General features: G+C 71.2%; 27 protein-coding genes. 19 read left to right on the top strand and 8 right to left on the bottom strand.

What is annotated here, in order from left to right; genetic code table 11:
- Nucleotides 1–487: 487 nt before the first annotated feature.
- The 12 genes from FPZ41_RS27895 (at nucleotide 488) to FPZ41_RS27840 (ending at nucleotide 11,679) form a co-directional block, all read left to right on the top strand.
- Nucleotides 488–1,516 carry a LacI family DNA-binding transcriptional regulator gene (locus tag FPZ41_RS27895; RefSeq protein ID WP_152866423.1) on the top strand — a complete coding sequence of 343 codons (1,029 nt, stop codon included), beginning with the start codon at nucleotides 488–490 and terminating at the stop codon, nucleotides 1,514–1,516.
- Between the two features lie 130 nt (nucleotides 1,517–1,646).
- Nucleotides 1,647–2,984, top strand: a complete 1,338-nt coding sequence (locus tag FPZ41_RS27890; RefSeq protein WP_228023022.1) for a pectate lyase family protein — start codon at nucleotides 1,647–1,649, stop codon at nucleotides 2,982–2,984.
- 219 nt (nucleotides 2,985–3,203) lie between these two features.
- On the top strand, nucleotides 3,204–3,875 hold the full coding sequence (locus tag FPZ41_RS27885) for a hypothetical protein (RefSeq protein WP_152866422.1): 672 nt from the start codon (nucleotides 3,204–3,206) through the stop codon (nucleotides 3,873–3,875).
- An 88-nt stretch (nucleotides 3,876–3,963) separates the two neighbouring features.
- Nucleotides 3,964–4,596, top strand: a complete 633-nt coding sequence (locus FPZ41_RS27880) for a copper resistance CopC family protein (RefSeq protein WP_152866421.1) — start codon at nucleotides 3,964–3,966, stop codon at nucleotides 4,594–4,596.
- Entirely contained in the window at nucleotides 4,586–6,742 is a 2,157-nt protein-coding gene (locus tag FPZ41_RS27875; RefSeq protein ID WP_152866420.1) for a cytochrome c oxidase assembly protein, read from the top strand. The genes FPZ41_RS27880 and FPZ41_RS27875 overlap by 11 nt, the downstream gene beginning before the upstream one ends.
- Nucleotides 6,739–7,407 carry a DsbA family protein gene (locus FPZ41_RS27870; RefSeq protein ID WP_152866419.1) on the top strand — a complete coding sequence of 223 codons (669 nt, stop codon included), beginning with the start codon at nucleotides 6,739–6,741 and terminating at the stop codon, nucleotides 7,405–7,407. Before FPZ41_RS27875 ends, FPZ41_RS27870 begins: the two co-directional genes overlap by 4 nt.
- 103 nt (nucleotides 7,408–7,510) lie before the next feature.
- Complete coding sequence (locus FPZ41_RS27865) at nucleotides 7,511–7,966, top strand: DUF3093 domain-containing protein (RefSeq protein ID WP_322620826.1); 456 nt, start codon at nucleotides 7,511–7,513, stop codon at nucleotides 7,964–7,966.
- A 106-nt stretch (nucleotides 7,967–8,072) separates the two neighbouring features.
- Entirely contained in the window at nucleotides 8,073–8,810 is a 738-nt protein-coding gene (locus FPZ41_RS27860) for a hypothetical protein (protein WP_152866418.1), read from the top strand.
- Nucleotides 8,747–9,487: a DUF1775 domain-containing protein gene (locus FPZ41_RS27855; RefSeq protein ID WP_152866417.1), complete on the top strand. Its 741-nt coding sequence runs from the start codon at nucleotides 8,747–8,749 to the stop codon at nucleotides 9,485–9,487. The genes FPZ41_RS27860 and FPZ41_RS27855 overlap by 64 nt, the downstream gene beginning before the upstream one ends.
- A 319-nt stretch (nucleotides 9,488–9,806) precedes the next feature.
- Nucleotides 9,807–10,085 (top strand): hypothetical protein, encoded by a 279-nt coding sequence (locus FPZ41_RS27850; protein WP_152866416.1) that lies wholly within the window; start codon nucleotides 9,807–9,809, stop codon nucleotides 10,083–10,085.
- A gap of 118 nt (nucleotides 10,086–10,203) precedes the next feature.
- Nucleotides 10,204–10,857 carry a DUF3105 domain-containing protein gene (locus FPZ41_RS27845; protein ID WP_152866415.1) on the top strand — a complete coding sequence of 218 codons (654 nt, stop codon included), beginning with the start codon at nucleotides 10,204–10,206 and terminating at the stop codon, nucleotides 10,855–10,857.
- Nucleotides 10,858–10,995: 138 nt separating this feature from the next.
- Complete coding sequence (locus FPZ41_RS27840; RefSeq protein ID WP_152866414.1) at nucleotides 10,996–11,679, top strand: class I SAM-dependent methyltransferase; 684 nt, start codon at nucleotides 10,996–10,998, stop codon at nucleotides 11,677–11,679.
- 40 nt (nucleotides 11,680–11,719) lie between these two features.
- Here FPZ41_RS27840 and FPZ41_RS27835 read toward each other — a convergent pair whose 3' ends face one another.
- The 3 genes from FPZ41_RS27835 to FPZ41_RS27825 all read right to left on the bottom strand — a co-directional run bounded on the left by FPZ41_RS27835 (nucleotide 11,720) and on the right by FPZ41_RS27825 (nucleotide 13,614).
- The gene (locus FPZ41_RS27835; RefSeq protein ID WP_322620825.1) at nucleotides 11,720–12,175 is read right to left on the bottom strand and encodes a PaaI family thioesterase; all 456 of its coding nucleotides are present in this window, start codon (nucleotides 12,173–12,175) and stop codon (nucleotides 11,720–11,722) included.
- 111 nt (nucleotides 12,176–12,286) lie between these two features.
- On the bottom strand, nucleotides 12,287–12,958 hold the full coding sequence (locus FPZ41_RS27830) for an enoyl-CoA hydratase-related protein (RefSeq protein ID WP_322620824.1): 672 nt from the start codon (nucleotides 12,956–12,958) through the stop codon (nucleotides 12,287–12,289).
- A 56-nt stretch (nucleotides 12,959–13,014) separates the two neighbouring features.
- A complete protein-coding gene (locus FPZ41_RS27825) occupies nucleotides 13,015–13,614 on the bottom strand; it encodes a TetR/AcrR family transcriptional regulator (protein ID WP_265584261.1) in 600 nt (199 codons plus the stop codon).
- A gap of 268 nt (nucleotides 13,615–13,882) precedes the next feature.
- Between FPZ41_RS27825 and FPZ41_RS27820 the strand changes: the two genes are divergently transcribed.
- Nucleotides 13,883–14,644 (top strand): class I SAM-dependent methyltransferase, encoded by a 762-nt coding sequence (locus tag FPZ41_RS27820; RefSeq protein WP_152866412.1) that lies wholly within the window; start codon nucleotides 13,883–13,885, stop codon nucleotides 14,642–14,644.
- Between the two features lie 223 nt (nucleotides 14,645–14,867).
- On the opposite strand, the gene FPZ41_RS27815 is transcribed toward FPZ41_RS27820, so the two are convergent.
- From FPZ41_RS27815 to FPZ41_RS27805, 3 genes are read right to left on the bottom strand one after another with little or no spacing between them, the layout of a single operon-like run.
- A complete protein-coding gene (locus FPZ41_RS27815; protein WP_152866411.1) occupies nucleotides 14,868–15,785 on the bottom strand; it encodes a 5-dehydro-4-deoxyglucarate dehydratase in 918 nt (305 codons plus the stop codon).
- Between the two features lie 3 nt (nucleotides 15,786–15,788).
- Nucleotides 15,789–16,850, bottom strand: a complete 1,062-nt coding sequence (locus tag FPZ41_RS27810; RefSeq protein WP_152866410.1) for a 2-hydroxyacid dehydrogenase — start codon at nucleotides 16,848–16,850, stop codon at nucleotides 15,789–15,791.
- A 7-nt stretch (nucleotides 16,851–16,857) separates the two neighbouring features.
- The gene (locus FPZ41_RS27805) at nucleotides 16,858–18,132 is read right to left on the bottom strand and encodes a glucarate dehydratase family protein (RefSeq protein ID WP_152866409.1); all 1,275 of its coding nucleotides are present in this window, start codon (nucleotides 18,130–18,132) and stop codon (nucleotides 16,858–16,860) included.
- Between the two features lie 170 nt (nucleotides 18,133–18,302).
- On the opposite strand from FPZ41_RS27805, the gene FPZ41_RS27800 reads away from it, so the two are divergent.
- Nucleotides 18,303–19,097 (top strand): IclR family transcriptional regulator, encoded by a 795-nt coding sequence (locus FPZ41_RS27800; protein WP_152866408.1) that lies wholly within the window; start codon nucleotides 18,303–18,305, stop codon nucleotides 19,095–19,097.
- A 27-nt stretch (nucleotides 19,098–19,124) separates the two neighbouring features.
- On the opposite strand, the gene FPZ41_RS27795 is transcribed toward FPZ41_RS27800, so the two are convergent.
- Nucleotides 19,125–20,105, bottom strand: a complete 981-nt coding sequence (locus FPZ41_RS27795) for a 2-hydroxyacid dehydrogenase (protein ID WP_152866407.1) — start codon at nucleotides 20,103–20,105, stop codon at nucleotides 19,125–19,127.
- A gap of 328 nt (nucleotides 20,106–20,433) precedes the next feature.
- On the opposite strand from FPZ41_RS27795, the gene FPZ41_RS27790 reads away from it, so the two are divergent.
- The 5 genes from FPZ41_RS27790 to FPZ41_RS27770 are packed head-to-tail and all read left to right on the top strand — an operon-like array spanning nucleotide 20,434 to nucleotide 25,941.
- Nucleotides 20,434–21,951 (top strand): ABC transporter substrate-binding protein, encoded by a 1,518-nt coding sequence (locus FPZ41_RS27790; protein ID WP_228023021.1) that lies wholly within the window; start codon nucleotides 20,434–20,436, stop codon nucleotides 21,949–21,951.
- Between the two features lies 1 nt (nucleotide 21,952).
- On the top strand, nucleotides 21,953–22,882 hold the full coding sequence (locus FPZ41_RS27785) for an ABC transporter permease (protein WP_152866405.1): 930 nt from the start codon (nucleotides 21,953–21,955) through the stop codon (nucleotides 22,880–22,882).
- A 14-nt stretch (nucleotides 22,883–22,896) separates the two neighbouring features.
- Entirely contained in the window at nucleotides 22,897–23,856 is a 960-nt protein-coding gene (locus FPZ41_RS27780) for an ABC transporter permease (RefSeq protein ID WP_152866404.1), read from the top strand.
- The gene (locus FPZ41_RS27775; protein WP_322620823.1) at nucleotides 23,853–24,866 is read left to right on the top strand and encodes an ABC transporter ATP-binding protein; all 1,014 of its coding nucleotides are present in this window, start codon (nucleotides 23,853–23,855) and stop codon (nucleotides 24,864–24,866) included. The genes FPZ41_RS27780 and FPZ41_RS27775 overlap by 4 nt, the downstream gene beginning before the upstream one ends.
- A complete protein-coding gene (locus FPZ41_RS27770) occupies nucleotides 24,859–25,941 on the top strand; it encodes an ABC transporter ATP-binding protein (protein WP_152866403.1) in 1,083 nt (360 codons plus the stop codon). The genes FPZ41_RS27775 and FPZ41_RS27770 overlap by 8 nt, the downstream gene beginning before the upstream one ends.
- Nucleotides 25,942–26,250: 309 nt before the next feature.
- Here FPZ41_RS27770 and FPZ41_RS27765 read toward each other — a convergent pair whose 3' ends face one another.
- Nucleotides 26,251–26,889 carry a hypothetical protein gene (locus tag FPZ41_RS27765; RefSeq protein WP_152866402.1) on the bottom strand — a complete coding sequence of 213 codons (639 nt, stop codon included), beginning with the start codon at nucleotides 26,887–26,889 and terminating at the stop codon, nucleotides 26,251–26,253.
- Nucleotides 26,890–26,919 lie beyond the last annotated feature (30 nt).

The raw sequence follows: 26,919 nt of genomic DNA, 5'->3' as shown, positions 1-26,919 counted from the left end.
GCCGCCCGAACCGTCCTCCCCCGACCCGCATGCCGTGACCAGACTCGCGGCGGCGAGGAGTGCGATGGCGCCGGTGACGAGGCGGCGTAGGCGTCCGAGCGGTCCGGCCGTGCTCCCCATGGTCGATCCTCCCTCGTGGGCGGCGGGCCCTGGGCAGGCCGGCCGGTCGGGACGATGGATGTGGTGGCACTGAACTCTGCGACGAACAGGCTGTGACGAACTCCGCGACGAAGCGCGGTGACGCAACTCGGTGACGAACTCACCGGCGAACAGCGGCGACAGCGGCGAAGCAAAGGAAACGAACCGAAAAGGCTTTCAGAGACGCTAGGACCCGACTCATCAACCGTCAATCCCCTTGCAGGAAACGTCTGGAGCCGGATACCCGAAACCCCTTGGCATGCCGTGACCGAAAGGTTTCCCGTACTGTTTTCCGCGCGGCGTGCCGCGCTCGACGGCGTCGGCACGCGACGCGAGACAGGAGTAGACCATGGCACAGGCCACCGGCCCCTCTCGTTCGCATCCCGCCACGCTCAGCGACGTCGCCCGGCTGGCCGGTGTGTCCGTCGCCACCGCGTCCAAGGCCCTGAACGGCCGCAGCCAGGTGCGCGCGGAGACCAGACAGCGGGTGATCGAGGCGGCGGAGCGGCTGTCGTTCCGGCCCAACCAGGTGGCCCGGGGCCTGCTGGCCGGCCGGACCGGCACCGTCGGTCTGCTCACCAGCGACCTGGAGGGGCGGTTCAGTATCCCGATCCTCATGGGTGCCGAGGACGCGTTCGGTGCGGGCGAGGTCGCGGTGTTCCTCTGCGACGCCCGCGGTGACGCGATCCGGGAGCAGCACCACGTCCGCGCGTTGCTCGGCCGCCGGGTCGACGGCCTGATCGTCGTGGGCAGCCGGACCGACCCGCGCCCCTCCCTGGGACGCGAACTGCCCGTGCCCGTCGTCTACGCCTACGCGCCGTCGGACGACCCGGAGGACCTGTCCATCGTCCCCGACAACGTCGGCGCCGGCCGGATCGCGGTGGACCATCTGCTCGCCTGCGGCCGTACCCGGATCGCGCACATCACCGGCGACCCCGGGTATCTCGCGGCGCAGGACCGGGCCGAGGGGGCCCTGGCCGCGCTCGCCGACGCCGGCCTCGTCCTGGTCGGCCAACCGCGGTTCGGGGCGTGGTCGGAGGGCTGGGGGCGGGCGGCGACCGCGATGCTGCTCGACCGGCACCCGGACGTGGACGCCGTGCTGTGCGGCAGCGATCAGATTGCCCGTGGCGTCATGGACGTCCTGCGTGAACGCGGCCATCGAGTGCCGGAGGACGTGGCGGTCATGGGCTTCGACAACTGGCGGGTCCTGACCTCCGCCTCCCGCCCGCCGCTGACCAGCGTCGACATGAACCTCGAACAGGTGGGCCGCGCAGCCGCGCACGCCTTGTTCACGGCAATCGGGGGCACATCGAGGTCAGGAGTCGAGAGCCTGCCCTGCCGGGTGGTGATCAGGGGGTCCACGGCGCCGCTGTCCTGAACCGCACGCTTCCGGCTCGCGATGTCCGTCACGGGTGTTGAACCGGTGAGGCGCCGCTCCTACCGTTGCCCCGGTGACGGTGCCTGAGTCGGTCCACCCTCATTCATGCGGCAGCCGGGTTCGCGGAGCGTTGTCCGCAAGCCAGTTGCTCAGGGCTTTCCTCGTGGCCGCCCTACTGGTCTGTGCGCTGCTGCCGACGGGCTCAGTGAGCTCGTACGCTTCCGGCTCCGGCACTGGTGAGGCCGGCCCGGTCGGCTGGGCTTCCGCCCGCGGCGGCACCACGGGAGGCGCGGGAGCCGCCCCGGAGTCGACGTGGACGGTCTCGACGCGTGCGGAGCTGAAGGAAGCGCTCGCCAACCACGGTGACCCGAACGCGCCCAAGGTCATCCGGGTCCAAGGAGACATCAACGGCCACGAGGCGGACGACGGCACGCTGTTCGGCGAACAGGACTACGCCCCGGGCTACGACCTGGCGAAGTACATGTCGTGCTTCGGCGAGGACGGCGCCGTCTGGTCCGACACCCGTTACGACTACTGCAAGCAGCAGCGGACCCTGCGGCAGACCGGTTCCAACAGGGAGAAGCAGCAGATCCAGCTGACCGTGCCGAGCAACACGACGCTCCTGGGCACGGGAGGCGACGCACGCCTGCTCGGAGTCTTCCTGACCGTCAACACGGGCACCAACATCATCATCCGTGACCTCCTTCTTGAGGCACCTGTCGACCACTTCACCACCTGGTCACCGGACGACGGGGAGCGGGGCAACTGGAACGCCCGCTTCGACGCCCTGACGGTGATCACCGGACGGAACATCTGGATCGACCACTGCACGTTCACCGACGGCCGTTTCCCCGACCGCACGGCGCCGGCCGGCTTCCACGGCGAGCGGGTCCAACGACACGACGGGCTGCTGGACATCGAGGACGGTTCGGACTTCATCACCGTCTCGGGCAGCCGGTTCACCGACCATGACAAGGCGATCCTGATCGGCTCCGGCGACGGGCGGGGCGACCGCGACCGCGGGCATCTGAAGGTGACCTTCGCCCGGAACCTCTTCACCGACATCGCCCAGCGTGCGCCGCGCGTCCGCTTCGGCCAGGTCCACGTCGTGAACAACGTCTATCGCGGCCGGGCCCGGGACACCGTCTACGCACTGGGCATCGGCGTGGAGTCCGCGATCGTCTCCGAGCGGAACGTCTTCCTGTACGAGGGCCCCGGCGTCGACCCCTCGGTGCTGGTCGCGATCTACGGGGGCACACGTTTCCGCGACACCGGCTCCTGGCTGAACGGCCACCCGGCCGCCCTCAACGCGGCAGCCGCCGCCGAGGCAGGCGACGGGTTCACCACCGACACCGGCTGGAACCCGGCCGACGTCTACGCCTACCGCCCACTGAGGTCGGCGGCCGCCGTGCAGTGGTACGTCCTCCACCACTCGGGGCCTGGTCACGGCGCGCATCCGGCGCCCTGACGTCGTCCTCCCCCGGCGTCATCCGTCGGGTCCGGTGAAACCTCCGGTCACGCGCGGGGTGGTGCCCCGGGTCCCACCCCGCGCGTGAAGCCACGGGTGGGCCGGTCGGTAGGCTTCCAGGTGCGCGGGACACGTGGTCCGGCGTATCCGACCCGCCGCTGCCCTCCATCGCCGCGACTCCGTTGCCGCGAGGGATCGACTCCCGAAAGCCCCGATCTGATGCGCACGCACTGCCTGCGAGGACCCGCCTCGCCGACGTCCGGTGCGCTGCGGGGTCTTCGGGCCGGGGTACTCGCGGTGCTGTGCGTGCTGCTGCCGCTGGCCGGGCACGTGCTTGCGCAGGGCCATGCACCCCAGTGGCTCGTTGTGGCCGCCGTGGCGGCCGTCGCGCTGCCCGGTGCGCTGTTCCTGACGCGGCACCGGCTGACGGACACCCAGCTGCTGGGCGTGCTCGTCCTCGCCCAGCTCACGTACCACGTCGTCTATTCGCTGCCGGGTGCCTGCGCCGCGGTGACGGGGCAGGACGGCTCGGCCGGCGGTCCGCTCCGGTTGATCGAGCACGACGCATCCGCCGGGCCGCCGCCCGGTGTGCTGATCGCCGGTCATCTGGTCTCCCTGCTGCTCGCCGCCCGTCTGCTGGGCGTGACGGAGCGGCTGTTGTGGCAGAGCACGTCACTGCTGGTCGTCGTACGGGGTCTGCTGCTGTTCTTCTGGCCGTTGTTCGGTGGTCGGCACGGGACCGGTCCGCAGGCCGCGGTCCCCGAAAGTTCCTCGCCGTTGATGTCGGCACTTCTCGTGCGGCTGCACTCGGGCAGGGCGCCGCCGCGCCACGGGCACGGTCCGTTCGTCCTTCTCCGGCCGACACCGCTCGGCGCTCTCCACCTGCCCTGACGGGGGGTGACGCGAGGGCCGCCCGGCGGGCCGGTCCTCCTCGTCCCGGCGGCTGGTGCTGCCGGGTGTCCCAGAGAGTTCGCCCTTCATGTACGTCACTGACCGGCGTGCCGTCCGTACGGCGGCACGTGTCCTCGTCCTGCCCGCCGCCCTGGCGGCCCTGGCCACCGCCGCGCCGCGGGCCGCGGCCCACACCGACCTCGACACCGCCAGTCCCGCTGCCGACTCCGCACGCGCCGAACTGCCACCGCGCATCACGCTGACCTTCAGCGACCCGATGACCCAGAAGTACGCCAAGGTCGCGGTCACCGACCCGAACGGGAAGTCCGCCGCCACGGACGAGCCCGAGGTCTCGGGGAAGGAGGTCAGCCTCGCGCTGGATCCCACCTCGCCCGCCGGGCGCTACACGGTGGGCTACCGGGTCGTCTCCGCCGACGGCCATCCGGTCTCGGGCTCTTACTCCTTCACCGTCGAGGCGGCGTCCGACAGTTCCGCTCCGTCGGCGCGAGAGACGGAGTCGGAGGGGGCGGCTGTCCCCCGCGCCGCCGAAGAGGCCGCCGGGGAGACCGCCGCGGACAGCACCGACGGGGAGTCCTCCGGAGGGGAGTCCTCCGGAGGGACTGTCCCCGTTCTCATCGTGGTCGGCGCGCTGGCCGCGGCGGTCGCGGCGGCCGTGGGCGCGTACGTCGTGCGGCGGAGGCGAGCCCGTCATGGCGACTGAAACCACGACAGGGACCAGTACCAGGGCCGGGCGGCTGCCGCAACTGCCGCTCGTGCTGGCCGGATCGGTCGGCCTCGCAGTCGCCGTCGCCGCGGTCGCGGTATGGGCCGGTGGCGGCACCCCGACCGCGATCCCCGGAATCCCGGATGCCGGTGCGCTGACCGCCTGGGGCCTGCCGGTGGCCCGTACCCTCGCGGACGCGGCCGCCACGGCGACCGTGGGCGCGCTGCTGCTGGTCGCTGTGTTGCTGCCGGGCGGCAAGAAGCTAGGCCCGGCCCAACTGCGCTATCTCACCTGGGCCGCCGCGGCCGCCGCGCTGTGGGCCCTGGCCTCGGCCGCCACGCTCGCGTTCCTGCTCTCGGACCTGTTCGCCCAGCCCGTCCCCGAGATCCTCTCTCCGGCCGTGCTGGCGGACTTCGTGACCACGGACGCACAAGGCCGCTCGTACGCGCTGATGGCGGGCGCCGCGGGCGTGATCGCGACGCTGGGCGTGGGCATCGGCACTGCCCGCTGGGCCCACGTGGCGCTCGTCGTCGCCCTGGCCGGGCTGCTGCCGCCCGCGTTCACCGGACACTCCTCCGCGGCGGGCAACCATGACGCCGCGGTCACCAGCCTCGCCCTGCACCTGCTCGGTGTCGCGGTGTGGGTCGGCGGGCTGGTCTTCGTACTGATCGTGGCCGCACGCCGTGAGGAGCAGGCGGTGGACGCGGTCCGGCGCTTCAGCCCACTCGCCGCATGGGCACTGCTCGCGGTCGCCGCCAGCGGCCTCGTGAACGTCGCGGTCCGGCTCCCCTCCCCGGGGGACGTCTTCACCAGCCGGTACGGGCTGATGGTCCTCGCCAAGGCGCTGGCGCTCGCCGCTCTGGGCGGCATCGGCGGGTGGCACAGGCGCCGTACACTGCCCGCCCTGAAGGGCGGCGAGTGGCGGGGGTTCGTCCGGCTCGCCGTCGGTGAACTCCTGCTCATGGCGGCGGCCATCGGGCTCGCCGTGGGCCTGTCACGCACCCCTGCCCCCGGCGCCGGTGACGCCTCGGTGTCGCCCACCGAGGAACTACTGGGCTTCGCCATGCCGCCGCCGCTCGGCGACTTCCCCTGGACGCCACTGTTCACCCAGTGGCACTTCGACCCGCTGTTCGCGTTCGGTACGGCGGCCGCCGCGCTGCTGTACCTGGCCGGCGTACGGAAGTTGCGCGCCCGGGGCGACAAGTGGCCGGTCGGGCGCACGATTTCGTGGCTGCTGGGCCTGGCGGTGACCGTGCTGGCCACGATGAGCGGCCTCGCGGTCTACGGCAAGGTGCTGTTCAGCGTGCACATGGGCCAGCACATGATCCTCGCGATGACCGTGCCGATCCTGCTCGTCCTCGGCGCCCCCGCCACGCTCGCGCTCCGGGCTCTGCCCGCCGCCCCGAAAGGGGAGCCGGACGGCCCGCGGGAAATGCTGCTGAAGCTGCTCCACAGCCGCTACGTCAAGGTCCTCTCGCATCCGGCCGTCGCGAGCGTGCTGTTCATCGGCAGCGCCTTCGCCGTCTACTACAGCTCACTCTTCGAAACGCTGATGCGCAGCCACCTCGGGCACATGGTCATGCTGGTGCACTTCCTCATCGCGGGGCTGCTGTTCTTCTGGGTGGTCATCGGCATCGACCCCGGGCCGCGCCGCCCACCGCATCTGGGCAGGCTGTTCGTGCTGATCCTGACGATGCCGTTCCACTCCTGGTTCAGCATTTCGCTGATGAGCTCCACCGACCTGATCGGCGAGGGCTGGTGGTCGCTGCTCGACCGGCCCTGGGTCACGGACGCGATGGACGACCAGTACAACGCCGGTGCCATCGCCTGGGCCACCGGCGACATCCCCGTCCTGATCACCACGATCATCCTGGCCGTCCAGTGGGTCCGCTCCGACCAGCGCGAAGCCCGCCGTGTCGACCGGCAGATCGACCGCGGCGACGCGGGTGACCCCCTGGCCGCCTACAACGCCTACCTGGCGAGCCTGCACGCCCGCGACCGGCGCCCCGCCCACCCCACCACGACCGAACCCAAGGCCAAGACGGCGCCCACGTCCACCTCCACGTCCGCCTCCACGTCCACGTCCACGTCCACGTCCACGTCCACGTCCACGTCCACGTCCACGTCCACCGAGGAATCATGAAGAAGCTGAAGAAACACCTCGTCGTCGCCGCGGTGATCGTGGCCGGCTTCGCCGCCGCCCTCGGCGCCTTCCTGCTGTTCTCCCCCGACGACCGCGACGCCGGCGGCGTGAACGTCCAGCCCGCCGCCGAGGCACTGCCCGTCCGCGACACCAGCCACCGTCTCACCGACCCGAAGAAGAGCGAACTGACGATCGTCGAGTTCCTCGACTTCGAGTGCGAGGCGTGCGGGGCGGTGTACCCGATGGTGGAGAGGCTCCGCGAGGAGTACGGCAACCGGGTCACCTTCGTCGCCCGCTACTTCCCGATGCCCGGCCACCGCAACGGCGAACTCGCCGCGCGTACCGCCGAGGCCGCCGCGCGCCAGGGCAGGTTCGAGGACATGTACACCAAGCTCTTCTCCACCCAGAAGGACTGGGGCGAGTCGCAGGAGTGGAAGGAGTCCGTCTTCCGCGGGTATGCGAAGGAACTCGGCCTGGACATGGCCCAGTTCGACACCGACCTCGCCGATCCGGAGGTGGCCGGGCGCGTCCAGGACGACCAGCGCGACGGCCTCGGCCTGGGCGTGCAGGGCACCCCGACCTTCTTCGTGGACGGAACCGGGATCCCCACTCCGGGCTCCTACGAGGTGTTCAAAGCGCTCATCGACGACCGGCTGTCCAAGTGACCGTGAGCGGAGACAGCACACAGCATCCGCTCGGCCAGGCATGCGCCTTCCGGCCCTGTGAACAGCCCCGCACCACCCCACGTATACGACAAGGTGAAAGCCCGTGACTCCCACCAGCCGGATCATCTACGACGAACGACTGACCGCCCCCAGGTCCTGGTGGGGCATCTCCGCGCTGTTCGGCCTCTCGATGGCCCTGGTCTTCTTTCCCTACGGGCTGATCGCGGCACTCATCGCCCTGGCCGGCGGCACCTGCCTGGCCGGGACGTACGTCAGCGCGCAGGGCTCGGCGCGGATCCGGGTCACCTCGGACACGCTGTTCACGGCGGACGCGCGTATTCCGCTGTCCGCGCTGGGGAAGGCGGAGGTGCTCGACGGCGAGGAGGCCAGGGCCTGGCGGACGTACAAGGCCGATCTGCGAGCGTTCAGCGTGATGCGTGGTTTCATCCCCACCGCGGTGCGTGTCGAGGTACTCGACCCGGATGACCCCACGCCCTACCTCTACCTCTCCACCCGGACGCCGGACCGGCTCGCAGAAGCGATCAGTGCGCGCCCTTGATCGTGCGGCGTCCGTGACCGGGCGCGGGGAGCCTGCCGGGGCCAGCCGGGCCAGCCGGGCCAGCCGGGCCAGCCGGGCCAGCCGGGCCAGCCGGGCGGGAACGTGCGTGCGGGCCGGTCTGTTCGCCGTGCTCGGCACCGTGCTCGCGGCCTTCGGCCACCACGCCATCGCCGAAGGCACGGTGCCCTGGCGGATGGTGGGCGTGGCGATCGTGGCGCAGTTCGCGGCGGTCTGGCCGCTCGCCCGGCGCCGCTACACGCTCATCGCTACCGTCGCGTTCACGCTGGCGACGCAGGGCATGCTGCATCTCGCCCTGTCCTACGCGGACGGTGACCCGCCGGCCGTGACGCCGTGGCACACGACGCACGCCGGGCATCTCGCGGTCGCGCCGGGGGACGGACACGCCTGGCATCACGCCGGGGCGGCGATGACGACCGTCCATGTGGTTGCCGCGCTGGTCGTGGCCCTGCTGCTGCACCGGGCGGACGCTCGGATGACGGCAGCGCTCGGCACGCTGCGCACACTCGCCCGGGCAGTCGTGTCCGCCCTGGTCCAGGTGCTGCCACGACCGGTCGTCGGCGCGGGCCCGGTATCGCTGACGCTCCCCGGGCGGAGAGCGGGTGCCCGCTTCGAAGCAGCGATTCCGGCACGGGAGGAGGTACTGGAGCATGCGGTGGTGCGCAGGGGACCACCGCGGCGGGAGCGACCTTCCGGTTCTTCACGGTCCCGGCGACTGCGGGACCGGCTCTTCCCGTACCAGCAAGGAGTTTCCCTGTGTCCATGTCCACACACCCGTTGGCACTGGCCGGCCGCCGTGTCGCTCTCGCCGGTGCCGCCGCGCTGACAGCGACGCTCGCCCTGGCCTCGCCGGCCGCCGCGCATGTGGAGGTCGAGGCCGACACGCCCCAGGCCCTCGCCGAGGATGTCACCCTCACCTTCCTGTCCGAGGCCGAGTCCGACTCGGCGGGCTTCACGGAACTGCGCGTCGTACTGCCCGAAGGCATCGCTCCCGAGGACGTCACGCTCGACGAGGCGCCCAAGGGCTGGAAGTTCAAGGCCACCAGCGACGGATACACCGTTGCCGGCCCCGCTCTGAAGGCCGGCGTCGACGGTGAGCACAAGGTCAAGGTCCGGCAGTTGCCGGACGCCAAGGAGCTCGCGTTCAAGACCGTCGAGACCTACGACGACGGTAAGATCTCGCGCTGGATCGAACTGCCCACCGGCGGCGAGGATTCCGAACAGCCCGCCCCGGTCCTGGAACTGAAGGCCGCGGCCCCGGGCGCCAAGCCGGCCGACCCCGGCCCCAGTTCCAGCCCCACGGACGAGACACCCAGCCCAACTCCGTCCGCCGCCGAACCGAGCACTGAGGCGACGGGCTCCGAGTCCGCCGCCAAGGCCGCCGAGGACGACGAGGGCGGCTCGACGGGCCTGGTCATCGGCGGGGCGGTCGTGGCACTGGCCGTTCTCGGCGGCGGCGCGTGGTGGCTGGTGAAGCGGCGCACCGCGGCATCACAGAGCTGACCCTCGCCTGCCGTGTCCGGGGGCGGAGCCGCATCCGCCCCCGGACGGAACGCGGACCGGTGAACCGGCCCGGCAGTGGCTCGGCCCTGACCAGTGAGCGTCCGGGCGAAGCCGTCGGCTCACCGGCGACGACCGCCTAAGATCAGCGATGATGAGGAGTCAGGCTCAGCACACGACCCGCGATGCGTGGCGGCCCACGCGGATCGCGGCGCTCTGTCCTGCCCTGCTGGTACTGCTCACCACGCTCGTCATGTGTCTGGGTTCCGTGTCCCATGGCGACAGCGGCCCAGGCGGCACCACGACAACATCGATGGGGCCGATGACCACGACGTCCGTCGACTCGCTTCCGGCGGGCGCCCCCACGAGTCACCACGCGACGACGGGCGCGCATCCGGCCGACTGCCCCTACGGCGATGTCTGCTGCGGCCCGGCCGCTGACGGGGTGCGGGCCGTGCTCGCCGCTCCCGTCCAGCCCGTACCGGCGGTACTGCCCAGCATGCCGAGCGTGCCCACACCGGGGATCCCCTCGCGGTGTGCAGAACCCGCGCCGACCTGCCGCGCCCCCGACCTCCACGTCCTCCAGGTGCAGCGGACGTAGACGACTGTCACAGCGCCGTGCGCTCGCGCGTGCGGCCGACGGTATGCGTCCTTCCACCACTCCCCGCACCCACCGCCGCGCGTCGACACCGCCCGGCGGAGACGAGGAACTCACTGTCATGAGCAAGACCAGCAAGAAGGCGGCGTCGACCGCGCGGCGGGCCAAGATCGAGGAGATGCGCCGCGCCGAAAAGGCCCGTGAGCGCCGTAACCGCATCATCACCATCACCCTCAGCACGGTGATCGTCGCCGGACTCGTCGGCTGGGGCGGGTACGCCCTGAACAGTGCCAACGAGAAGGACGAGCAGCAGGCCGCCGAGGCGAAGAAACCCGTACGCGGCGAGAAGTCATGGGCGAAGAAGGAACTCACCCAGAACCATGTCCAGGGCGCCGTCGACTACCCGATGAACCCGCCCGTCGGCGGTGACCACAACCAGGCGTGGATGACCTGCGACGGCACCGTCTACACCAAGGCCATAGGCAAGGAGAACGCCGTGCACTCCCTCGAACACGGCGCGGTCTGGATCACGTACAACGACAAGGCATCCGAGGACGACATCAAGGCGTTGAGCGACAAGGTCTCCAAGACGCCGTACACGCTGATGAGCCCGGACGAGGAGCAGTCCGGTCCCATCATGCTGTCGGCCTGGGGCAAGCAGCTCAGCGTGACCGAGGCGTCCGACTCCCGGGTGGAGCAGTTCCTGTCCAAGTACGTCCAGGGTGCGCAGACGCCCGAGCCGGGCGCCGCCTGTACGGGTGGTCTGACCGCCTGATGGGGGACACCAGGGCCGCTCTCGGTGATGCGGCCCTGGTCCGCGGGGTCTTCCCGACGCCCGAGGGTTCCCAGCGCCCGAAGGTGAGGGATCATGGACAGGGGAGGCTGACGGCCCGCGGAAGTCGAAGAGGCAGCCATGCGTGACGCACGAGAACAGCCGGATGATGCGCCCGTCGCTGCGGCCCAGCTGGAGCACTGGCAGCGGACGCACGCCCGGCACCCCCTGATGTACGGCATGGAGCCCTCCGAGCCGGCCCGCTACGCCGCCGGACTGTTCCGCGCTTCGGGCTGCCGGACCGTGCTCGAACTCGGCGCCGGGCACGGCCGTGACGCGCTGTTCTTCGCCCGTCAGGGCTTCACCGTGCACGCCACCGCCTTCAGTTCCGCCGGGCTGGAACAGCTCGTCGCGGCGGCCCGCGAGGCCGCTGTGGCGGACCGGGTGACCACGGTCGTGCACGACGTACGCGATCCGCTGCCGTTCGCCGACGCCTCCGTGGACGCCGTCTTCACCCACATGCTGCTGTGCATGGCCCTGTCGACCGAGCACACCCACTCGGCACTCGCCGAGATCGCCCGCGTCCTGCGCCCAGGCGGCACCCTCGTCCACACCGTCCGCCACACCGGCGACGCCCACTACGGAGCGGGAACCGCGCACGGCGACCACATCCACGAGTCCGGAGGATTCGCCGTGCACTTCTTCGACCGGCGCCTCGTCGACGGCCTCGCCTCGGACGACTGGCACCTGAAGCAGGTGCACGCCTTCGAGGAGGGCGAACTCCCGCGCCGGCTCTGGCGGGTCACGCAGGTACGCGGCGTCTGACGTTGAAGGCGCGATCGGTCCGGTGCCCGTCGCCGTCGTGTCAGTCGGTGGGCTGGAGGATGATGCAGGTCGTGGTGGCGTGAGCGATCAGCTTCCCCTGTTCGTCCAGCACCTTGCCTTCGGCTGTCGCGGCGCGTCGGCCGACGTGGATGACAGTGCCTTCGGCGGTGAGGGTCTGTCCATCGGTGCGGGCGGCCCGGATGTAGTTGACCTTGAGTTCAAGGGTGGTGTAGCTGACGCCGGCTGGGAGGGTGGTGTGCACCGCGCAGCCCATGACCGAGTCGAGCAGGGTGGCCGCGATACCGCCGTGGACGGTTCCGAGGGGGTTGGCGAAGTCCGGGCGGGTGTCCAGTGAGATGACGATGCGGCCGTGGTCGACCTCGTCGAAGCGCATGCCGAGCAGACGTCCGATGGACGGGATGTCGGCGGGCCGCTCCCGTTGGATCCAGCGCATCAGTTCGAGGCCCGTCATGGCGGCGAGGTCGGTGGTGGACACAGTCGTTCTCCTGGGTGGTGTTGGTGCTGGGGTGCGGGCGGTCGAGGAGTGTCGCGATACGGACGGGCTCGTGTGCGTGCCGGTGAGGGCGGCAACGGGGTCGCGTCCGCCTCAACCGAGCGGGGCGGTCCCGTCGCGCAGGGCGGCCAGAACGGGCGCGTACATACGGGTCTTGATGGTCCGCAGCGTGTCGCCCGCCTTCTGCAGCTGGCCCGAGGCGATCTCCACGGCGGTGGTGCGCACCGCGTCCTCGTCCACGGCGAGGTCGACGACGCCCGCCGCGAGAGCGTCGTGGCCGCCGTACCGGCGGGCCGTGAGCATGGCCTCGTGCGCGGTCCGCGGGGTCAGCCGGGCCTGGATCAGCGCGGACATGCCCGGTGTGAAGGGGATGTTGATGTCCGCCTCGGGCAGGCACCAGTAGCCGCGGTCGGCGCGCATCACGCGGAAGTCGTGCGCCAGGGAGAACATCGCGCCCGCGGCGAAGGTGTGCCCCTGCAGCGCGGCCACCGTGATCACCGGCAGGGAGAGCAGCCGCGCGAAGAGCTCGTGGACGGAGGCGACGTAGTCCTGCTGCTGGTCGGCGTGGGTGAACAGCCAGTCCAGCTCGAGGCCGTTGGAGTAGAACTTGCCTCGCGCGGCGCTTACCAGGGCACGGGGCCCGTCCGTCTTCTCCACCTCGTCGAGAGCGGCGTTGACGGCTGCGATCCAGTCCGGGTGGAAGCGGTTCTCGTCGTCTCCGAGATCGAGGACGAAGACGTTGTCCTGGCGGTCGAGCGTGGGCACGGTGGCTCCTTCGGGGCTGGTGGCTTCGGGGGCTGGTGGCTTCGGGGGTCGGCAGGTCAGGAACTTGGTGCCCGACCTGGGTCGGGCCGGTTGCGCAGGGCGTGGACCAGCAGGTCGTGGATCTCAGTGGCGGCCGCCTCCAGGGGGGCGGTGCTCTGCTCGGCCCGGCACATGATCACCGCGCCTTCGAGTGCGGCGATGACGAACGCTGCCAGCCGCCTGCTCCGTTCCTCCGTCAGGCCGTGCCGGAGGAACAGGACGGCGAGAGCCTGCTGCCAGCGGGCGAACACCGTGGCGGCGGAGCGGGCCAGTTGGGGTGCGTCGTCGTTGGTCTCCACCGCGACCGCCACGACGGGGCAGCCGGTTCTGAAGTCGCTCCGGACGAGCCGGTCACGCCACAGCGCGAACACGCCGTCGATCGCCTGCACCGGGTCGTCCGTCTGCAGGGCGGCGTCGATCAGTCCCGCGATGAAGTCGCCGGCGAGCGCCACCGCCTCCTCGATCAGCTGCGCCCGTCCGCCGGGAAAGTGGTGGTAGACCGAGCCTCTCGGGGCGCCGCTGTGGGCGAGCACCCGGTCGATGCTCGTGGCGCTCGCCCCGTACTCACGCAGTGACTCCACGGCGCTGAGGACCATCCGCTCACGGCTGCCGGTCATGGCGTGCGCCGCCTTCCTGATGTCCGGGACGGGGAGGCTCTCCAGAGGATTACCGCTCAGTAAGTTATGTTGTATGACATAGAACATGCAAGGGGTTCAGCAGTGCCCCTGAGCTGATCCGAGCAACCCCGAACACAGGCACGACAGTTGACGAAATGATCGAGTTTGTCCGTGATGCGGGAGGGGGAGGGCACCGAAAGGGCCCGCCTCACCGGCCGAGAGCATCGGCGTGGGCCGCACCGCCGCCCACCGCCCGAAAGGCCCTCCCGTGAGCGAATCCCACCCGCCCCTTCCCTGGGACACCACGCAGGCGGCCGACGCCTACCGTGACCGCGACATGAGACTCGCCCGTGAGCTGATCTTCCCGGCGGTGCTGCGGCGCCTCGGCCCCGCCGAGGGCACCGCTCAAGTCGTCCTCGACGTCGGCTGCGGCACCGGTGCCCTCGCCGTGCACCTGGCCGAGGCCCGCGGGTGCACCGTGCACGGCCTCGACCCCTCCTCCGCCATGCTCGACATCGCCCGCGCCGACCGGCCCCACCCCCGCGTCGACTACCGGCTCTTCGACGGCAGGTCCCTGCACTGGATCGCGGACGACGACGTCGACGCCGTCGTGTGCTGCCTGGTCTACTGCACCGACCCGGACGACCGCAGACTCGCGGACCTGACCCGCGAGATCCATCGGGTACTGCGCCCCGGCGCGCCTTACGTCCTCGCGGATCTCAACCCCCAGGCGATCGGCGAGGCCTTCTCCACCCTCCGCTACGGCGACCCGGGAACCGTCTACACCGAAGGAGACACCGTCCCCACGACCCTGCGGAGGCTGAGCGGGACGACCGTCACCACGGCCTGCCACTACCGCTCCCTCCCCCGCTACGAAGCGCTCCTCACACAGGCCGGCTTCGCCTCGCCCGACCTCGACCTGCCGCTGGCGCCACAGCATCACGACAGCAGCACCCCAGAGCCCGCGGAGACCCGGGTCGCGCCGTACATGGTCCTCACCACGCGCGCGGGGAAGGGGCCGGGCCGGTGAGGGATCCGGATCCGATCGAGCCCGGCATCGTCGTCGGCAACGGCCGACGGCCGTCCGCCGACGACGGGGAGCCCGGTGCCGCAGGCGAACCGGGCCACCGACGCTGAGCGCAGCCAGGGGCCGGAGTCGGCATCAAGCCGTGACCGGCGTCAAGCCGTGACCGGCATCGAGCCGTGGCCCTTCGCTGAGCAACGCCGCCGTCGCGAGAGGCTGTTCGGGGCGGTCAGCCGGCCGCGGCCAGCGCGCGGCGGCCGTCGGCGATGATGGCCGCCAGCTCCGCGCACTCCTCGGAGGTCAGGGGCACCAGGGGCGCACGTACCGGGCCCGCGGTTCCCCCTTCCAGGGTCACCCCCGCCTTGACCAGCGACACCGCGTACCCCGGTACACGCTGACGCAGCCGGACCAGCGGATGGAAGAAGGTCCGCAGGAGGCCGTCCACGAGCTGCCGGTCGTCCTCCTCCAGCGCGCGGTGGAACGCCAGGGAGATGTCAGGGGCGAAGGCGAAGGCGGCCGAGGAGTAGAGGTCGACGCCCAGTGCCCGGTAGGCGAGTTGGCTGGCCTCGGCCGTCGGCATCCCGTTGAAGAAGTGGAACTCCTTGCCGGTTCCGGCCAGTTCGGCGCGCACGGCCGGGACGATGCGGGCGATGAGGTCGAGGTCACCGGTGCCGTCCTTGAAACCGCTGACGGCGGGGATCCGGGCGACCTCCGCGGCCGACGCCTCGTCGAACCTCGCGTTGCCCCGGTTGTAGACGATCAGCGGCAGGCCGGTGGTCTCCGCGACGGCGCGAGTGAACGCGACGAGGCCCGCGCGGGGAGCCTCGACCAGGTAGGGGGGCATCAGCAGCAGGCCGTCCGCACCGGCCTCCGCGGCGAGCCGGGCGAAACCGCGGGCCTGGCCGAGCGCCCCGCCGGCTCCCGCATAGACCGGGACGCGACCACCCACGACCTCCACGGCGGTCCGCACCACACGGGCGTACTCCTCGGTCGCCAGGGCGTGGAACTCACCGGTACCACAGGCGACGAAGACGGCACCGGGACCGGCGTCCACCCCGGCGCCGATGTGTTTCCTCAGCGCATCGTGGTCGACTTCCCCGGTGGCGGTGAAGGGGGTGACGGGGAAGAACAGAACGCCTTCGAACATGGGTCAGGGCTCCTTGGCGGGCGACGGGGCGGCGGTGGTCAGCGGTGCGGGGTCGTGGGGGGATTCGTGGTCGGCGGGGACGCCGGGCGCGGCCGGGACCCGGCCGGCGCGCACCACGTTGGTGAGAGGGCTCCCCCGCTCCAGGCGGGTGATGTTGGCCGCGATCTCCGTGGCGCGGGCGGCGAAGGTCTCCTCGGTGTGCCCGGAGTTGTGCGGTGTCATCACGACATTGGGCAGGGTGTGGAACGGCAGGCGGCTGGGCGCGTGCGGCGGTCCGGCCCACCACACGTCGAGGGCGGCGCCGGCGATGGTGCCGGCCGACAGCGCCTCGTACAGCGCCTCCTCCTGGACGACGGGACCGCGGGCGACGTTGATCAGGAAGCAGTGGCGGCCCATCGAGGCCAGTTCGGCCGGTCCGATGAGTCCGCGGGTCGCGGGGCTCAACGGTACGGTGACCACGACGACGTCGGAGTCGGCCAGCAGCTCGGGCAGCCGGTCCGTACCGCCTACCCAGTCCGGCCGCAGTCCGTCCGGCAGGGGGGCCGACCGATCGCGGCGCACGGCCCGTACGCCCAGGCCGACCGCCTGGCACAGCCGGGCGGTCTCCGTCCCCGTCTCGCCGAATCCGATGATGCCGACGCGCCGCCCCCGCAGGGTGTCCCCGAAGGGCAGCGCGGGGTCGACGGCGACGTTCCGCCACCGGCCGGCACGCAGCTCCTGATCGGCGGTCAGCACACGTCGGGACAGCATCAGCACGCACATCAGGACGTGTTCGGCGATCGACCTGCCGTGGTGGTGCGTGTTGGCCACGGTCACCTCCGGCCGCAGCGCCTCCAGGGGGATGCCGTCGTAGCCCGCGCCGACCACGTGGACGAGTCGCAGCCGCTCCGCTCGCCGCGCGGCGTCCTCGGTGAGGCGCGTGCCCACGTACACATCGATGTCGGCGATGGCCTCGGCGATCCGCTCCGGGTCCCACTCGGAGGCCGCCAGCCACTCGTGGCCGCCCCCGGTCCTCAGCCGCTCGGAGAACCGGCTCAGAATGCGGTGGTTGAGCATGATGCGCATGCCGTGGTCACCACCGGGGCGTCGTGCACTCGAAGGTGGGCTCGAAACGGCGCATGTAGCCGGTGTCGTCGCGGTCGCGCACCCCGCAGTCGAGGTACTGCTGGTGGAGCCGGGCGAGCGCGACCCGGTCCAGCTCCACACCGAGGCCCGGGGCGGTTGGCACCTCGACGCGTCCCTCGGTGAACCGCAGGACTCCCGGGGCGATCACGTCCTCGTCCGGCCGCTTCCACGGCCAATGAGTGTCGCAGGCGTAGGTCAGCCCGGGGGTGGCGGCGGCCAGGTGGGTCATCGCGGCGAGGCTGATGCCCAGGTGGGAGTTGGAGTGCATGGACAGGCCGAGGCCGAACGTCTCGCAGATGGCGGCCAGTTGGGTGCAGCGGCGCAGGCCGCCCCAGAAGTGGTGGTCGGACAGCACGATGCCCACCGCGCCCTGGGCGATGGCGGGGGCGAGGTCGTTGAAGGAGACCACGCACATGTTGGTGGCCAGGGGTGTGTCCGTCTGCCGCGCCACGGCCGCCATGCCTGCGATGCCCGCGGTCGGGTCTTCCAGGTACTGGAGGGTTCCGTCGAGTTCGCGGGCGACGCGGAGCGAGGTCTCCTCGCTCCAGGCGGCGTTGGGGTCCAGCCGCAGGGGCAGGTCGGGGAAGGCGGCCCGCAGAGCGCGTATCGCGGCGATCTCCTCGTCGGGCGGGAAGACACCGCCCTTGAGCTTGATGGAGGAGAAGCCGTACTGGTCGATCATGCGGCGGGCCTGTTCCACCAGTCCCTCGGGGTCGAGGGCGGCGCCCCAGTCGTCGTCCCCCTGGCCGGGGTGTCCGGCCCACTTGTAGAAGAGGTAGGCGCTGTAGGGCACGGCGGGGCGCACGGCGCCGCCGAGGAGGTCGCTGACCGGCCGTCCCACCAGCTTGCCCTGGATGTCCAGACAGGCCACGTCGAACGGGGATACGACACGGTCCACGGTGCTGCTGCCGGTGACCATGCCGGACATGCCGTCGCCGCCGGCTGTGTCCGAGCCGAGGGCGCGGCGGGCGCGCGCCATCAGGTCGTTGAGGCTCCAGACGTCCAGGCCGACGAGTTCCTCGGCGGCCCGGCGCAGCCGCTCCAGGTGCACGGTTCCGCCGTAGCTCTCGCCGATGCCGGTGACACCGCTCTCTGTGGTGAGCTCGACGATGGTGCGCAGCGCGTACGGCTCGTGCACTCCCACCGTGTTGAGCAGGGGGTAGTCCCGGAAGGCCACGGGGGTGACCGTGACTTCGGCGATGCGTTCAGCCGTCCCGACCATGACACCATCCTCATATGTAGCTGGCATCTCCATTTGTAGACAGCACTTGTGGGACTGTCAATGATCCGGCCGATACCGACGGCGATTCGGCACTAGAATCGACCGGCGCCGCGTCCGCCTCGGGACGACGGCGGACGACCACGCGCGGCGCGAGCAACGGAGAAGGACGCATGCGGGAAAGGAGCGGGCCCGCCGACACGGACAGCGGGGGCGGAGTACGTGAGGTGAAGTCCGCCGCGAGGACCGTCCAGGTGCTGGAAATCCTCGCCAACCGCAGCTCCGACCAGGTACGACTGCGGGAGCTCTCCGAAGAGACCGGGGTGCCCCGCAGCAGCCTCTACGCCCTGCTCCAGACCTTGGTGGCCTGCGGCTGGGTCCGCACCGACGGCACCGGCTCCCTCTACAGCATCGGCATCCGCGCGCTACTCACGGGCACCCGGTACCTGGACACGGACGCCCGGCTCAGCCTGGCCGGTCCCGTCCTGGACCAGCTCACGGAGGAGCTGGGGGAGACCATTCACTTCGCCCGGCTGGACGGCCCCGACATCGTGTACCTGGCCACCCGCGAGTCCCGCCACTACCTGCGTCCCTTCAGCCGGGTGGGCCGGCGGCTGCCTGCGCAGGCCTCGGCCCTCGGCAAGGCGCTGCTGGCCGAGCAGCCCCCCGAATACCTCGAGCGGGAACTGCCCGCGGTCCTCCCCTCGTACACCGCGCGGACCATCTCCGACCACACCGCCCTGCGGCAACACCTCGGCACCGTCCGCGAGCGGGGCTACGCGATCGACGACGGGGAGCACATCGAGGGCCTGGTCTGCTTCGGCTTCGCGCTGCGCTACAGCAGTCCGGCCGAGGACGCCATCAGCTGCTCCGTACCCACGGTCCGGCTGAGCGAGGAGCACCGGGAGCGCGTCGTGGCCGCCATGTTCCGAGCCCGGAAGGAACTGGAGCGGGCGCATCCGCGGTGACCGCGGATGCGCCGGCGGGCGGGCCGTTCAGCCCGCTGTACGGGGTACCGGCGTCGTCGGTACCGGTGTGACGAGCGTGCCCTCGGTCATGAACTGGTGCAGGTTGCGGAAGGCCAACTCCCCCATGGCCTCGCGCGTCTCATGGGTGGCGCTGGCGATGTGCGGGAGCAGGACGACACTGTCCAGCTCCAGCAGGGCGGGCGGCACCTCGGGTTCATGGGCGAAGACGTCCAGGGCCGCGCCCGCGATCGTGCCCTTCACCAGGGCGGACACCAGGGCCGGTTCGTCGACGACACTGCCCCGTGAGACATTGACCAGATGGCCTTGGGGCCCGAGCGCGTCGAGCACGTCCGCCGAGACCAGGCCCTGGGTGGCGCCGCCTCCGGAGACAGCCACGACCAACGCGTCGCAGGCCGCAGCCAGTGCGGTGGGCGAGGAGAGGTAGGCGTAGTCCACATCCGTGGCGGGTGTGCGCGAGTGGTAGAGGAGTTCGGCGCCGAAGCCTTCGAGCCGCCGGGCGATGGCGCGGCCGATCCGGCCCAACCCGAGGATGCCCACGCGCTTCCCGCTCACCTTGGCCGCCAGCGGGAAGGCGGCCGAGGTCCACGCGCCGCTGCGGACGAAGCGGTCGGCGGCCGACAGTCGGCGCATCACATCGATCAGGGCGCCGACGGCGAGGTCCGCCACGCAGTCGGTGAGCACGTCCGGGGTGTTGCTGACATCGATGCCGCGGGCCCGGGCCCGGGCCACGTCGGTGGTCTCGTAACCGACGCCGAAGTGGACGATCGCGCCGAGCCCGGGCAGGGCGTCCATCAGGTCGTCCGGCACCCCGATCCGGGCACTGGTCACGGCGGCCGCCACCTCGCCGCCGTGGTCCCGTAGATAGCCCTCGGGATCGGGCAGTTCGGCCAGCCGTACGGTGTGGTGGTGCGCGGCCAGCGCGGTCTCCAGGGACGGCAGCAGTGGGCAGACCTGGAGGACGGTGCCGTGGTGCGCTGCCGCGGTCATGCCGCTCCCCCTGCCGGGCGGGGACGGCGGAGGCTGAGTGTCGTACAGAGCATGGGTATCCGCTTCCGTTGTCGTGGGATCGCCGGGAGCCTCGCTCGACCGACGCATTTTGTGAGATCTCTTGACGCCTCACTACCTCGCACTTAGCTTCGGCGTCTACAAATGCAGACCGGGTACGCAAGTATAGACAGCCCTGTGGCGGTCGCGTCTCCGGCGGCAACACGTCAGCACCCTCGGAGATACGCCGACGATGAAGCTCTCCGTACCCTCCCTCCCACGCCCGCGACCACGCCGGGCACACCGACTCCGTACCCTTCTGATCTCGGGCATGACGCTGCTGACCAGCGCGTGCGCCGTGGCGAACAGCGACACCGCGGGTGATGCGGGCAGCGCGGACGGCCGCACCCTGCGGGTGGTCCTCACCCAGGAGCCCCCGACCCTGGAGCCCTGTGAGTCCTCGCTGACCGCGACCGGGGTCGTGGTCCGTTCCAACATCACCGAACCGCTGGTTGAACGGGAGCCCTCCACCGGCAAGCTGCAACCACTGCTCTCGACCGGCTGGCGGCAGACCGAGCCCACCACGTGGACCTTCGACATCCGCTCGGGCGTGAACTTCCAGAACGGGCAGCCGTTCACGGCCGAGGACGCGGTCTTCTCCATCGACCGCGCCGTCAACTCCGATCTCGCCTGCAACGTGGACGGCTATGTCTTCGGGGACGAGAAGCTCGAGGTACGCGCCGTCAGCCCCACCCGGCTGACCGTCACCACCGAGAAGGCCGACCCCATCCTCCCGCTGCGGCTCAGCTTCGTGGAGATCGTGCCGCGGACCACCAGCACCAAGGCCAAGGTGCGCATCCCGGTCGGGACCGGGCCCTACGCCGTCACCTCCTGGCAGACCGGCGTCTCGATCTCCCTCGCCCGCAACGAGAAGTACTGGGGCAAGGCCCCCGCCTACCCCCGGGCCCGGTACGTCTGGCGCAGCGACGCCAGTGTCCGCGCCGCCATGATCGACAAAGGCGAGGCCGACATCGCGATGGCGCTGGACCCCATGGACGCCACCGGGGACAACAGCGTCGCCTACCCCAACAACGAGACGACCGCCCTGCGGCTGGACGGCCGCGAAGCACCCCTGAACGACATCCGGGTACGCAAGGCGATCGGCATGGCCATCGACCGCCAGGGCATCGCCGACGCCCTGCTGGGCGGACTGGCCAAGCCCGCCGCACAACTCGTCCCGCCCGGCGTGGTCGGGCACAACGACAACCTCACCCCCACCCCGTACGACGTGTCCGCGGCCCGTGCGCTGGTCGAGCAGGCGGCGGCCGACGGTGTCCCCGTCCACCGGCGGATCACCCTCGTCGCACGCAACGGCCAGTTCGCCGGGATCGCCGAAGTGGCCGAGGCGCTGCAGTACGAGATGGCGAAGGTGGGACTGAACGTGAGGATTCGCATGGCGGACACCGCCACCCACCTCCAGTACCAACTGCGCCCGCTCCCCCGCGGCGTCGGACCGGTGGCGCTGTTGATCATGCACGGCAACCAGGCCGGGGACGCGGCCTTCACCACCAGCCAGTACCTGCTGAGCGACGGCCCTCAGTCCACCTTCGGCACCCAGGAGCTGAACCGGCGCATCGCCGCTGCGGACACCCGCTCCGGCAAGGACCGCCAGAAGGCGTTCGCCTCGGTACTCGCCCACCAGAACACCGAGGTCGCGCAGTACGCGTATCTGGCCCATATGCGCGGGCTGCTCGGCCTGTCGCCGTCCGTGCGGTACCGGCCGGACTCGGCGACCGGGGACGAGATGCGGCTGTCCGAGGTCCGCCCGGCGACGGCGGGGAGGCATTGACATGGGGTTCTTCCTGCGCAAACGCGTCGTCTCCAGCGCGATCCCCCTGGTCTTCGTGGTGCTGGGCGTGTTCTGCCTGGCCCGGCTCACCGGCAACCCGGTCGACCTCTATCTGCCGCTGAGCGCCACCGCCCAGCAGCGCGCGGAGTTCTCCGCCGCCCACGGCTTCGACGACTCCATTGCGGTGCAGTTGTGGGACTACCTCGCGGGCGCCGCGCACCTGGACTTCGGCACCTCGCTGCGCACCGGGGAGTCGGCCGGCTCGATGGTGCTCCAGGCGTTCCCCGTCACCCTCCAACTCGCGGGGGTCACCATGCTGTTGGCGATCCTCGGCGCGCTCGTGGTCGGCAGCCTCGCCGCGTACCGGCCCAACTCGCTCGTCGACCGGATCGCCGGTCTGCTGTCGATGACCGCGGCCAGCATCCCCGACTTCTGGTTCGCGATCATGGGGGTGCTGGTGTTCGGCGTGGGCCTGGACCTGCTGCCGACCTCCGGCACCCTGGGCGGCCCCGAGATCTGGGTGCTGCCCATCGCCACCTTGCTGATCCGCCCGTTCGGCGTGCTGGTCCAGGTGGTCCGCGGCAGCATGGTGGGCGCGCTGTCCGCGCCGTACGTCAAGGTGGCCCGCAGCAAGGGCGCCGACGCCAAGCGCGTGGTGTTCGGGCACGCGCTGCGCAACTCCGCCACCCCGGTGCTGACCGTCGCCGGTGACCTCACCGTCGGCCTGGTGAACGGCGCGGTGGTGGTGGAGACCATCTTCGGCTGGCCCGGTATCGGCAAGCTCATGATCGATTCGATTCTGCAGCGCGACTTCGCGGTGTTGCAGGCCGCCGTCCTGCTGACCGCGGTGACGATCTTCGCGCTGAACATCCTCGTCGATGTCTGTCACGCCCTGATCGACCCCCGAGTGCGCCAGGCGGTGCCGGCGTGAGCGAAGGACCCACCATGACCGATCTCGCCTCCCGTCCCACCGACGCGGTCACCCCGTCGCGCACCCGCCCGCCCCGCTGGTGGCTGCTGCTCGGCAGAGACCGGGGCGCGGCCGTCGCCGCCGTCGTCCTCGCCCTGGTGTTCCTCGTCGCGGTCTTCGGCCGGCTGTTCATCGGCGACCGGGCCGTACGCCAGGACCTCGGCGCCTCGCTGCGCCCGCCCTCCCTCGACCAGGGCTTCTACGGGCTGCTCGGCACGGATGTGCTGGGGCGCAGCGTGCTGGCCCGGCTGGTGGACGCCGCCGGGACGACACTGTCCGTCGCGGTGCCCGCGGTGCTGTGCTCTCTGCTGATCGGCTCCGCTCTGGGGATGTGGGCCGGCTACCACGGAGGGGTGCGCGAGAACGTCGCGATGCGCGTGGCCGATGTGATCCTCAGCTTCCCCTCCCTGCTGATCGCGGTGGTGGTGCTGTACGTCTTCGCGCCCAGTGCGCTGAACATCGTGCTGATCCTGGCCGTGGCGCGCATCCCGGTCTATCTGCGCACCGCCCGTGCGGAGTCGGCCGAGCTCAGGAGCCGTCTGTTCGTCGACGCGGCACGCACCTTCGGGACGCCGAGCCGGCACATCATCGTCCGCCACATCCTGCCGATCGCGCTGCCGACGCTGCTGACCGTGGCCACGCTCGACTTCTGTTTCGTGATGCTGACCGAGTCCAGCCTGAGCTTCCTCGGCATCGGCATCCAACCCCCGGATGTGAGTTGGGGCCTGATGGTGGCCCAGGGGCGCCAGTACCTCCAGACGGCGTGGTGGATCGCGGTGCTGCCGGGGGTCGCGATCGTGCTCACCACGGTGTCGGCCACGGTGCTCGCCGCCTGGGTGCGCCTGGCCACCGACCCCGCCCAGCGCTGGCGGCTGACCCTGCCCAGGAAGCGGCGCGGCGACCGAGCCGCTGTACCCCCGGAGATGATCGCGTGAAGCCGTCCCAGCTGTCCGCGCCCCCCGCGACCGGTCGTCCGGCACTCGAAGTCGAGGGACTGTGCGTCGATCTGCACACACCCTCCGGCACGGTCCGCGCCGTGGACGGCGTCGGCTTCTCCGTACGCCGGGGGCACACCCTGGCGCTGCTGGGCGAGTCCGGCTGCGGGAAGTCGATGACCGCGCTGTCCGTCGTCGGACTACTCGACCCGATGGCCGAGGTGACGGACGGCTCCGTACGGGTGTCCGGCACCGATGTGCTGACGTTGGGCAGGGCAGGGCGGCGGAAGCTCGCCGGGCCCGTGCTGTCGATCGTCTTCCAGGACGCGCTGGCCGCGCTCAACCCCGTGCAGCCGGTCGGCAGACAGCTCGCCGAGCCGTTCCGGATCCACCGTGGCCTGTCTCGGCGCCGGGCGGAGGAGGAGGCGGTGGAGCTGATGCGCCGGGTCGGCATCCCCGAGCCACGGCTGCGGGCCCGTTCGTATCCGCACCAGTTCTCCGGCGGTATGCGCCAGCGGCTGCTGATCGCGATGGCCGTCGCCCTGGACCCTGATGTGCTGATCGCCGACGAGCCCACCACCGCACTCGACGTCACCGTGCAGGCGCAGATCATGCGGCTGCTGCGGGACCTGCAGACCGAGCGGAACATGGCGCTCGTGCTGATCACCCACGACCTGGCGGTGGTGGCCCAGCGGGCGGACGACGTGGTGGTGATGTACGGGGGCAACGTGGTGGAGACCGGCCCGGTGGCGGAGGTGTTCGCCCGCCCCCGCCACCCCTACACCAAGGGGTTGCTCGACTCCGTGCCCGAACACGCCGTCAGGGGGCGCCCGTTGCCCGCCGTACCGGGGAGCCCACCCGAGCTCAGTGCGATCCCGTCCGGCTGTGTCTTCCAGGCCAGGTGTCCGATGGCCCGGGAGGTCTGCGTCCGGGAGCGTCCCCGGCAGGTGTCCGTCGGGGCCGGGCGTACGGCCGCCTGCCACTTCTCCGAGGAGCTCGACCATGCCTGAGACCCCCCTGCCCGACGCCACCGCCGCTGACCCGCGCGGCGGGGCGCCGGCCACCGCCCGGCCGCTGCTCGACGTCAGCGGCGTGACCAAGTCGTTCGGCCACGGCCGCCGACGCCTGACCGCGCTGGACGGGGTCGACGTCACTCTCCGGCGCGGGGAAACCCTCGGCCTGGTGGGCGAGTCCGGTTGCGGCAAGTCGACCCTGGCCCGGGTGGTCCTCGGGCTGGAGCGGCCGGACTCGGGAACCGTGCGCTTCGACGGCACCGATCCGTTCGCCCTGAAGGGCAAGGAGCTGCTGGCGTGGCGGCGCCGGGTGCAGATGGTGTTCCAGGACCCCTTCGCCTCGCTCAACGCCCGGATGTCCGCGGCCGACCTCATCGGCGAGCCGTGGCGCACCCACCGCGACATCGTGCCCACGGCGCGGGACCGGGAGCGGCGGGTGCGCGAACTGCTGTCCCTGGTCGGACTGCGGGAGAGCGACGCATACCGCTATCCGAACGAGTTCTCCGGCGGGCAGCGGCAGCGCATCGGCATCGCCCGTGCGCTGGCCCTCGGGCCCGACCTGATCGTGTGCGACGAGCCGGTGTCGGCGCTGGACCTGTCGGTGCAGGCCCAAGTGCTCAATGTACTCTCGGAGTTGCGCGAGCGGCTGGGTGTCTCCTACGTCTTCATCTCCCACGACCTGTCGGTGGTCCGATACATCTCCGACCGGGTGACGGTGATGTATTTGGGCAAGGTCATCGAACACGGCCGCACCGAGGACGTCTTCGACCGGCCGCTGCACCCCTACACCGCCGCCCTGATGTCGGCCGCGCCCGCCCTCGATGTGTCCGGGGCATCGAACGGGGAGGAGATCCGGCTGCGCGGCGAGATCCCCTCCCCGTTCGACATCCCGTCGGGCTGCCGGTTCCGGACCCGCTGCTGGAAGAGCGAGGAGCGGTGTGCCGAGCACGCTCCCCCGGCAGTGACCCGTGACGGCACGGCGGACACCGGGCAGGAGCCGCACCAGGGGCTGTGCCACTTCCCGCTGGGCGCCGGGACCACGGAAGCAGGTGTGCGTCCGAGGGTCGGCTGATCTTGACGAGGCCGGAATTTCCCGGCGCGATCGTCCCGGGCAGGACCGAGGGGACGTCCTCCATGGCCGACTCGTCCGCTTGGACGAGGAGTTGGGTCGGACGGCCGTCCGTCCCGGTGGCCCCGCTCGGTGCGCAGCCCCACACGGCGGCGTGTCGCTTTCCGTTGCAGGGAGCACTGGCGGTCACCGGAAGCGACCCAGGAGGACGAAGTACTTCCACATGACGGGATCGCCGCTGCGAGCCGCATGTGCCCGCCGGCGGGCTGTGCCCGGGAGCGATCGCCGCTCCCGGGCACAGCCCGTTTGGGGTCACAAACCGTCACGCACCATGGCGGCGACGATCTGGACGTGCCGATCGGCTGCCGTGTTCGAGAACTCGTTGTCGTAGTTCAGGCCGTAGGGCCAGAAGTGCCCTCCACCGGTGGAGATCGTGGCGCCCGAGCCGTCGAACTGCTTGACGAGTGCCGTGGCCTGGGGGCCGGTCCAGGTACCGCCTCCGCCGAGGCGGGACCAGCCCGAACTCGTGCCCACGCCGATGGTGTGGGCGATCTCGTGGAGGGCGGTCCGCTCGGTCATGTAGCTGCGGTTGCCGAAGCGGATGGTCCCGTTGATGTTGCCGTCAGCGGTGGGAACGCTCGGGTCGTAGCGGACGGTGATGTTCTTGCCCAGGTCGCTGAGGTTGTTGTAGCGGGCTACCGCGGCGTTCATGGCCGTCGTGATGAGGTTGTAGGCCGTCTGCTGGTCCTGGGTGGGGTTGCTCGCCCGTTCGAGGGTCCAGGTGATGGTGGCCGCTGCCACCTGTTCCTGGGACGGCGGTGCGGTCTGCGGGGCGGCCTGCGCGACGCCGGGCCCGACCAGCACGGCGGCTGCCAGCGCGGCCACGACCGCCCTGTTGTGCCAGGGTATGGTCCGTCGCTCAGTGGGCTTCGGCGCCCGTCGTGGACTCATTGAGGGGTTCCTCCTGTGGGGGGGGTGGGC

The organism is Streptomyces acidicola, from assembly GCF_009377235.1.
Classification (GTDB): Bacteria; Actinomycetota; Actinomycetes; order Streptomycetales; family Streptomycetaceae; genus Streptomyces; species Streptomyces acidicola.
The sequence above is the reverse complement of the archived record's forward strand: the minus strand, read 5'-3'. Positions and strand labels throughout refer to the sequence as shown.

Coding starts and splice junctions, on each gene's coding strand:
- FPZ41_RS27845 (WP_152866415.1), top strand. CDS start 10,204: ATGAGCAAGACCAGCAAGAAGGCGGCGTCGACCGCGCGGCGGGCCAAG.
- FPZ41_RS27810 (WP_152866410.1), bottom strand. CDS start 16,850: ATGCGCATCATGCTCAACCACCGCATTCTGAGCCGGTTCTCCGAGCGG.
- FPZ41_RS27790 (WP_228023021.1), top strand. CDS start 20,434: ATGACGCTGCTGACCAGCGCGTGCGCCGTGGCGAACAGCGACACCGCG.
- FPZ41_RS27880 (WP_152866421.1), top strand. CDS start 3,964: ATGTACGTCACTGACCGGCGTGCCGTCCGTACGGCGGCACGTGTCCTC.
- FPZ41_RS27795 (WP_152866407.1), bottom strand. CDS start 20,105: ATGACCGCGGCAGCGCACCACGGCACCGTCCTCCAGGTCTGCCCACTG.
- FPZ41_RS27780 (WP_152866404.1), top strand. CDS start 22,897: ATGACCGATCTCGCCTCCCGTCCCACCGACGCGGTCACCCCGTCGCGC.
- FPZ41_RS27850 (WP_152866416.1), top strand. CDS start 9,807: ATGACCACGACGTCCGTCGACTCGCTTCCGGCGGGCGCCCCCACGAGT.
- FPZ41_RS27805 (WP_152866409.1), bottom strand. CDS start 18,132: ATGGTCGGGACGGCTGAACGCATCGCCGAAGTCACGGTCACCCCCGTG.
- FPZ41_RS27785 (WP_152866405.1), top strand. CDS start 21,953: ATGGGGTTCTTCCTGCGCAAACGCGTCGTCTCCAGCGCGATCCCCCTG.
- FPZ41_RS27895 (WP_152866423.1), top strand. CDS start 488: ATGGCACAGGCCACCGGCCCCTCTCGTTCGCATCCCGCCACGCTCAGC.
- FPZ41_RS27825 (WP_265584261.1), bottom strand. CDS start 13,614: ATGACCGGCAGCCGTGAGCGGATGGTCCTCAGCGCCGTGGAGTCACTG.
- FPZ41_RS27855 (WP_152866417.1), top strand. CDS start 8,747: ATGTCCACACACCCGTTGGCACTGGCCGGCCGCCGTGTCGCTCTCGCC.
- FPZ41_RS27840 (WP_152866414.1), top strand. CDS start 10,996: ATGCGTGACGCACGAGAACAGCCGGATGATGCGCCCGTCGCTGCGGCC.
- FPZ41_RS27815 (WP_152866411.1), bottom strand. CDS start 15,785: ATGTTCGAAGGCGTTCTGTTCTTCCCCGTCACCCCCTTCACCGCCACC.
- FPZ41_RS27770 (WP_152866403.1), top strand. CDS start 24,859: ATGCCTGAGACCCCCCTGCCCGACGCCACCGCCGCTGACCCGCGCGGC.
- FPZ41_RS27800 (WP_152866408.1), top strand. CDS start 18,303: ATGCGGGAAAGGAGCGGGCCCGCCGACACGGACAGCGGGGGCGGAGTA.
- FPZ41_RS27765 (WP_152866402.1), bottom strand. CDS start 26,889: ATGAGTCCACGACGGGCGCCGAAGCCCACTGAGCGACGGACCATACCC.
- FPZ41_RS27870 (WP_152866419.1), top strand. CDS start 6,739: ATGAAGAAGCTGAAGAAACACCTCGTCGTCGCCGCGGTGATCGTGGCC.
- FPZ41_RS27885 (WP_152866422.1), top strand. CDS start 3,204: ATGCGCACGCACTGCCTGCGAGGACCCGCCTCGCCGACGTCCGGTGCG.
- FPZ41_RS27875 (WP_152866420.1), top strand. CDS start 4,586: ATGGCGACTGAAACCACGACAGGGACCAGTACCAGGGCCGGGCGGCTG.